Origin of the sequence: Streptomyces sp., assembly GCF_031178505.1 — a bacterium.
Classification (GTDB): domain Bacteria; phylum Actinomycetota; class Actinomycetes; order Streptomycetales; family Streptomycetaceae; genus Streptomyces; species Streptomyces gulbargensis.
The window spans coordinates 1-5,542 of record NZ_JAPSIW010000482.1; the positions used below are offsets into that span (position 1 = coordinate 1).

Sequence of the window (5,542 nt, forward strand, 5' to 3'; positions counted from 1 at the left end):
GGCGGCCGGTCCCCGGGCGCGGCCGGGTACCACGAGGGTGACGGGGCGGAGCGCCTCGGGTACGGGCAGGTCCGGCGGGTTCCCGCCGTCCCCGGGGCGGTCGTGCACGAGGACCAGGCGCGCGGGCCCGGGGCCCGGGGCGGCGGCGAGGGCCTCCAGGCAGCGGCGCAGGCTCGGTCGGCCGAGGGTGGGGACGACGACGGCGTAACGCGGGTGTTCCGCGGGGCCGTTCACCGCGGGCCGCTCTCGTCGGGGCCCTCGGAGGGGCCGTTGCCGCCGGCCCATCCGCTGCCGGTGGACCAGCCGTTGGCGCCGGTCCCGTCGGCGCCACCGGCGCGGAAGAAGTCGGCGCGGCGGACGGCGAAGGGGCCGATGGCGAGGAGGTCGACGGGGGTCGAGCCGAAGCATTCGAGGGCGTCGCGGGGGTCGTCGACCATGGGCCGGCCCGCGGTGTTGAGGCTGGTGTTGACGACGACGGGCAGGCCGGTGCGCCGCTCGAACTCCTCCAGCATGCGGGCGACGAGCGGCTCCTGCCGCCGGTCCACGGTCTGGATCCGGGCCGTGCCGTCGACGTGCACGACGGCCGGGATGCGGTCCCGCCACTCGGGAGCGACGTCGTGCACGAACAGCATGTACGGGCTGGGCAGCGGCCCGTCGAAGATCTCCGCCGAGCGCTCGGTCAGCACCATCGGGGCCACGGGCCGGAACTGCTCGCGTCCCTTGATGTCGTTGAGCCGCTCCAGGTTCCCGGCGTGTCCCGGGTGGGCGAGGAGCGAACGGTGGCCGAGGGCCCGCGGACCGAACTCGGACCGGCCCTGGAACCAGGCGACGACGGCGTTGTCGGCGAGTGCCTCGGCGACGGTGACGGCGATGTCGGGAGGCCGTTCGAAGGGGACGGCCGCGGTCTTCAGCCAGCTGGCCAGTTCCGCGTCGCTCCAGTCCCGGCCGAGGTCGGCGCCGGGCATCGGCGAGGGGCTCGTACCGGACTGCGCCGAGTGGAGCAGGGCGGCGCCCAGGGCCGTACCGGCGTCTCCGGCGGCGGGCTGGACCCAGACGCGTCCGAAGGGTCCCTCACGGGCGATGCGCGCGTTGGCCACGCAGTTGAGGGCGACGCCGCCGGCGAGGGTGAGGACGTCGTCGTGGGTGCGGCCGTGGAGCCAGCGCACCAGGTCGAGGAGGGTCTCCTCCAGGACCGCCTGGGTGCTGGCGGCGACGTCGGCGTGCTGCTGGGTCCACGGCTCGTCGGGGGCGCGGCGCGGGCACAGTTCGGACCAGGGCACGCCGTGGGCGACGAAGCCGCCGTCACCGGTGGGGTGGACGTACCGGCGCAGTTCGCCGAGCATGCGCGGGGTGCCGTGGGAGGCGAGTGCCATGACCTTGAACTCGTCGGAGGAGCGCAGGAACCCGAGGTGGTCGGTGAGTTCCTCGTAGACGAGGCCGAGCGACTCGGGGAGGTTCTGGGCGCGGAGGGGTTCGAGGTGGTCCCCGACACGGCGGGCGGCGAGGTGGGAGGCGCGTTCGCCGCGGCCGTCGAGGACGAGGACGGAGGAGGTCTCGGCGCCCTCGGCGGCGAAGGCGCTGGACGCGGCGTGGGCCATGTGGTGACCGACGAAGCGGACGGCGTCGGGGTCCAGGCCGGGCAGGGCGGTGGCGAGGAAGCCGGGGGCGCTGCGCGCGTACGCCTGGCGGAGGTTGTCCCAGGGGTCGTTCAGCCCCATGGTCTCGGCGGGGAGGGCCAGTTCGGGGTCGTACGCGTACACGACGGCGTCCAGGTCGGCGGGGCGCAGCCCGGCCCGGCTGAGGCACCAGCGGGCGGCCTGTTCGGGGAGCTCCCAGGCGGAGAAGGGCACGGGGCGTTTGCCGTGTTTGCGCCGGGAGAAGCGTTCCTCCTCCGCCGCCGCCACGGTGACGCCGTCGATCACCAGGGCGGCGGCGGGGTCGTGGAAGAGGGCGTTGATGCCGAGAACTCGCATGGGAGGCCTTTCCGGTGGGGGGCGGGGTACGGCCGGTGCGGGGCGAAGGGGCCGCCGGCCTGTCGGGGATCGGGCCGGCGGGGGGACGGGGCGCGGAGGTGCGGTGGTCAGTCGGCGGGGCGGCCGCGGAACCAGTCGATCGTCCGGCGCAGCCCCTCCTCGGCGGGGACGAGGGGCTCCCACAGGAGCTTGTCGCGGGCGAGGGTGATGTCGGGGCAGCGGACTCCGGGGTCGTCCACGGGCCGCTCCACGAAGCGGAGGGTGGAGCGGGAACCGGTCAGTTCCACGATCCAGCGGGCCAGGTCGAGCATGGAGATCTCGCTGGGGTTGCCGATGTTGACCGGTCCCGGCATGCCGTGGGCGGCGGCCGCCAGGATGCCGCGGACGGTGTCGTCCACGTAGCAGAGGGAGCGGGTCTGGCGTCCGTCGCCGGCCACGGTGAGCGGTTCGCCCGCGAGGGCCTGCCGGACGAAGGTGGGGACGGCACGGCCGTCGTACCCCCGCATGCGCGGGCCGTACGTGTTGAACAGCCGGACGATCAGGGTGTCGGTGCCCCGGGCGGAGGCGTCGGCGGTCGTGAGCGCCTCGCCGAAACGTTTCGCCTCGTCGTAGACGCTCCGCGGTCCCACCGGGTTCACATGGCCCCAGTAGCGCTCGTTCTGCGGGTGCTCCTCGGGATCGCCGTACACCTCCGAGGTCGAGGCGAGCACGAACCGCGCGCCGGCGGCGTGCGCCAGGGCGAGCGCGTTCCTCGTCCCGAGGCTGCCCACCTCCAGGGTGTGCAGCGGCAGGCGCAGGTAGTCGACCGGCGAGGCGGGCGAGGCGAAGTGCAGGACCAGGTCGGGCTCCCGGTCCACGGCGTGCGTGAACGGCCGGCGGACGTCCGCCTCGACGAGGCGGAACCGGGGGTCGCCGCGCAGATGCGCCACGTTGTCCGGCGTGCCGGTACTGAAGTCGTCCACACAGGTGACCGCCGTTCCCTCGGCGAGCAGCGCGGTGCAGAGGTGCGAACCGACGAAGCCCGAACCGCCGGTGACGACGGCGTGCTCCCAACGGGGTGCGCGGGGTATCGCCATGGTGATCTCCTCAGACGGACGTGAGGGGAGATGAGCCGCGGCTCCTGGTGGCCGGTGCCGCCGTGCCCTGACCGGTCACGGGCCGGCGGGACTTGTCACGCGTGGCCCCATCCTGCCCCGGGGGGAGGAGAGCCGCTCCCCGAGGCTCACCCGGCGCGCTGCGCCGTTCGGGTGAGCGCCGGGGTGACGGTACGGCTCGCTCTCCTGCCTGCATGAACATCCGGAACACATGCTTCCGGTTCATCGCCCCGGCCGCTACCCACGGGGCGCAGCGCTACTCCCCGCGTTCGAAGGATTCTCCCGCGAAGCGCTTCCCTGCGGCGTCGGTGAAAGGCGTTGCGGAAGGCCGCATGACGCTCCGGCGCGTCGGAGGCCGGCGCTCCCGCCGCTCGGAGCCGGGGTTCGCGCGCCGCTCCCGGCCGGGGTTCTCCGTTCGCTCCGCCGGAAGAGGTCGGAGGGGGCTCGCGCGCATGAAGCACCGCGAAACCGGTCATTCGCCCGGGCATGAGAAGGAGCCGAACCGGGCCCCTGCGCCCCGTGGACCGTCCGGTGGTCGTCGTCACCGGCGCCTCCAGCGGTGTCGGCCGGGCCGTCGCCCTGGCCTTCGCGCGCCGCGGCGGGCAGGTCGTCCTCGCCGCGCGCAGCGCGCACGTCCTCGACGAGGTGGCGCGGGAGTGCGCCGGCGCGCACCGTGCCGCCCAGGCCCTCGCCGTCCCGGCCGACGTCACCGACGAGGCGGCGGTCGACGCCCTCGCGCAGGCGGCGTTCGCCTGGGGCGGGCGGATCGACGTCTGGGTCAACGCGGCGGGCGTCGGCATCCTCGGCTCCGTCGACCGGACACCCCCGCGGGAGGTGCGCCGGCTCCTGGACGTCAACGTGATGGGCGTCGTCCACGGGGCCCGCGCCGCTCTGACGGTGATGTGCCGCCAGGACAGCGGGGTCCTCATCGACGTCTCCTCGCTCCTCGGCGGAGTGGTCGGCGCCCCCTACATGTCCGCGTACGCCATGTCGAAGGCCGCCCTCGTGACCTTCGACGACATCCTGCGCCAGGAGCTGGCCCTGGCCGGGGCGCGCGGCGTGGCCGTGTGCAGCGTGCTTCCGGCCGGCGTCGACACCCCCTTCTTCCGCCACGCGGCCAACCACACGGGCCGGGAGGTGCGTGCCGTGCCTCCGCCGGCCACCCCGGAACGCGTGGCCCGGGCCGTGGTGCGCGCGGCCCGCCGTCCGCGCCGCCGGGTCGTGGTGGGCCCCTCCGCCCGGCTGCTGACGTGGGGGCACGCGCTCACGCCGGGCCTCGTGCGCGCCGTCGTCGTCCGGGTCACCGAGCACCGCTGTCTCGCGCCGCGGGGTACGGCTCCCTCCACGACGGGCATCCTCTCCGCCCCCTCCGCGTCCACGGCCGCCCTCCGCGGCGGCTGGTCGGCGGGGCGCAGGACGGCGCTGCGCCGGGCGGCGGTGCTCGCCGCCGCGGGCGCGGCCGCGGCGCTCGGCGCCCGCTCCACCGGACGCGCCCCCTTCGCGGGCCGGCGCGCGCCGCGTGCGGGACTCCGGTCCTGATGCCACCGCGCTCCCCCTGGAGCCGTACGCCCCGCACCGGCCTCGCGCGTCCCACCCGGACCCCGGACCGACTCCCTCCCCCCGACTCCGACCGCCGCCCCGCTCCGACGCCACGTCGGAGCGGGCCCGAGCCCGCACCGAGGAGAACCCCATGGCCATCCGCCACCAGCTCATCCGCAGGCCCCCGGCCGACGTGTGGGCCGTCCTCCGCGACGCCGACCTGTACTGCCGCTGGGTGATCGGCACCCATGACTCCTGGGAACAGGAGGGCTCCTGGCCCGAGGAGGGAGCCTCGCTGGGGTTCACGCTGAAGTTGGGCCCGGCGACGTACCGCAGCAGGACCATCTCCCGCATCCACCGTCCGGGTGAACGGCTGGAACTGGAATCCCTCGCCGGCCGTGCGGGCACCGCCCGCATCGCCATCGAGGTGCTGCCGTGGGGCGGGGACTCCCTCGTCACCGTGGACGAGCACCCCCTGCGCGGGCCGACCGCGCGCTGGCACAACACGGCCCTGGACGCGCTCATCCAGCTCCGTCACCGGGGCATGCTCGCCCGGCTCGCCGAGGTCGTCGAGTCCCGGGCCGGTGCTCCGGCCGGGGAGGACGTGTCCCATGGCCACTCCTGACGCGGTGGTCGTCGGCGCCGGCCCCAACGGCCTGGTGGCGGCGAACGTCCTCGCGGACGCCGGCTGGGACGTGCTCGTGCTCGAGGCGCAGGACGAGCCCGGCGGCGCGGTCCGCAGCGACCGGGGACTGCGTCCGGAGTACGTGCACGACCTGTTCAGCGCCTTCTACCCGCTGGCCGCCGCCTCCCCCGTCATGCGGGCGCTGCACCTGGAGAGGAGCGGTCTGCGCTGGAGCCACGCACCGGCCGTCCTCGCGCACCCGCTCCGGGACGGGCGCTGCGCCGTGCTGTCCCGCGACCCGGAGGAGACGG

The 5,542-nt window shown here is 75.5% G+C and carries 6 protein-coding genes; 3 read left to right on the forward strand and 3 right to left on the reverse strand.

Going from position 1 to position 5,542, the window contains the following annotated elements; all coding sequences use genetic code 11:
* The 3 genes from RIF68_RS25805 to RIF68_RS25815 all read right to left on the reverse strand — a co-directional run.
* Window positions 1-234, reverse strand: a 234-nt coding sequence (locus tag RIF68_RS25805) for a glycosyltransferase family 2 protein (RefSeq protein ID WP_375165740.1), incomplete at its 3' end; no start/stop codon positions are given.
* Entirely contained in the window at window positions 231-1,973 is a 1,743-nt protein-coding gene (locus tag RIF68_RS25810; RefSeq protein WP_309053696.1) for a carbamoyltransferase C-terminal domain-containing protein, read from the reverse strand. The genes RIF68_RS25810 and RIF68_RS25805, both read right to left, overlap by 4 nt.
* 107 nt (window positions 1,974-2,080) lie before the next feature.
* Window positions 2,081-3,049, reverse strand: coding sequence for an NAD-dependent epimerase/dehydratase family protein (locus tag RIF68_RS25815; protein ID WP_309053697.1), 969 nt, complete (start codon window positions 3,047-3,049; stop codon window positions 2,081-2,083).
* Window positions 3,050-3,586: 537 nt separating this feature from the next.
* Here RIF68_RS25815 and RIF68_RS25820 point away from each other — a divergent pair.
* The 3 genes from RIF68_RS25820 to RIF68_RS25830 all read left to right on the forward strand — a co-directional run.
* A complete protein-coding gene (locus tag RIF68_RS25820; RefSeq protein WP_309053698.1) occupies window positions 3,587-4,606 on the forward strand; it encodes an SDR family NAD(P)-dependent oxidoreductase in 1,020 nt (339 codons plus the stop codon).
* A gap of 151 nt (window positions 4,607-4,757) precedes the next feature.
* Window positions 4,758-5,231, forward strand: a complete 474-nt coding sequence (locus tag RIF68_RS25825; protein ID WP_309053699.1) for an SRPBCC family protein — start codon at window positions 4,758-4,760, stop codon at window positions 5,229-5,231.
* Window positions 5,218-5,542 (forward strand): FAD-dependent oxidoreductase (locus RIF68_RS25830; protein ID WP_309053700.1); only part of this gene is annotated, 325 nt, incomplete at its 3' end. The genes RIF68_RS25825 and RIF68_RS25830, both read left to right, overlap by 14 nt.

Excerpts from the sequence above, each read along its gene's own strand:
- RIF68_RS25810 (WP_309053696.1), bottom strand. The coding sequence starts at position 1,973 with ATGCGAGTTCTCGGCATCAACGCCCTCTTCCACGACCCCGCCGCCGCC.
- RIF68_RS25815 (WP_309053697.1), bottom strand. The coding sequence starts at position 3,049 with ATGGCGATACCCCGCGCACCCCGTTGGGAGCACGCCGTCGTCACCGGC.
- RIF68_RS25825 (WP_309053699.1), top strand. The coding sequence starts at position 4,758 with ATGGCCATCCGCCACCAGCTCATCCGCAGGCCCCCGGCCGACGTGTGG.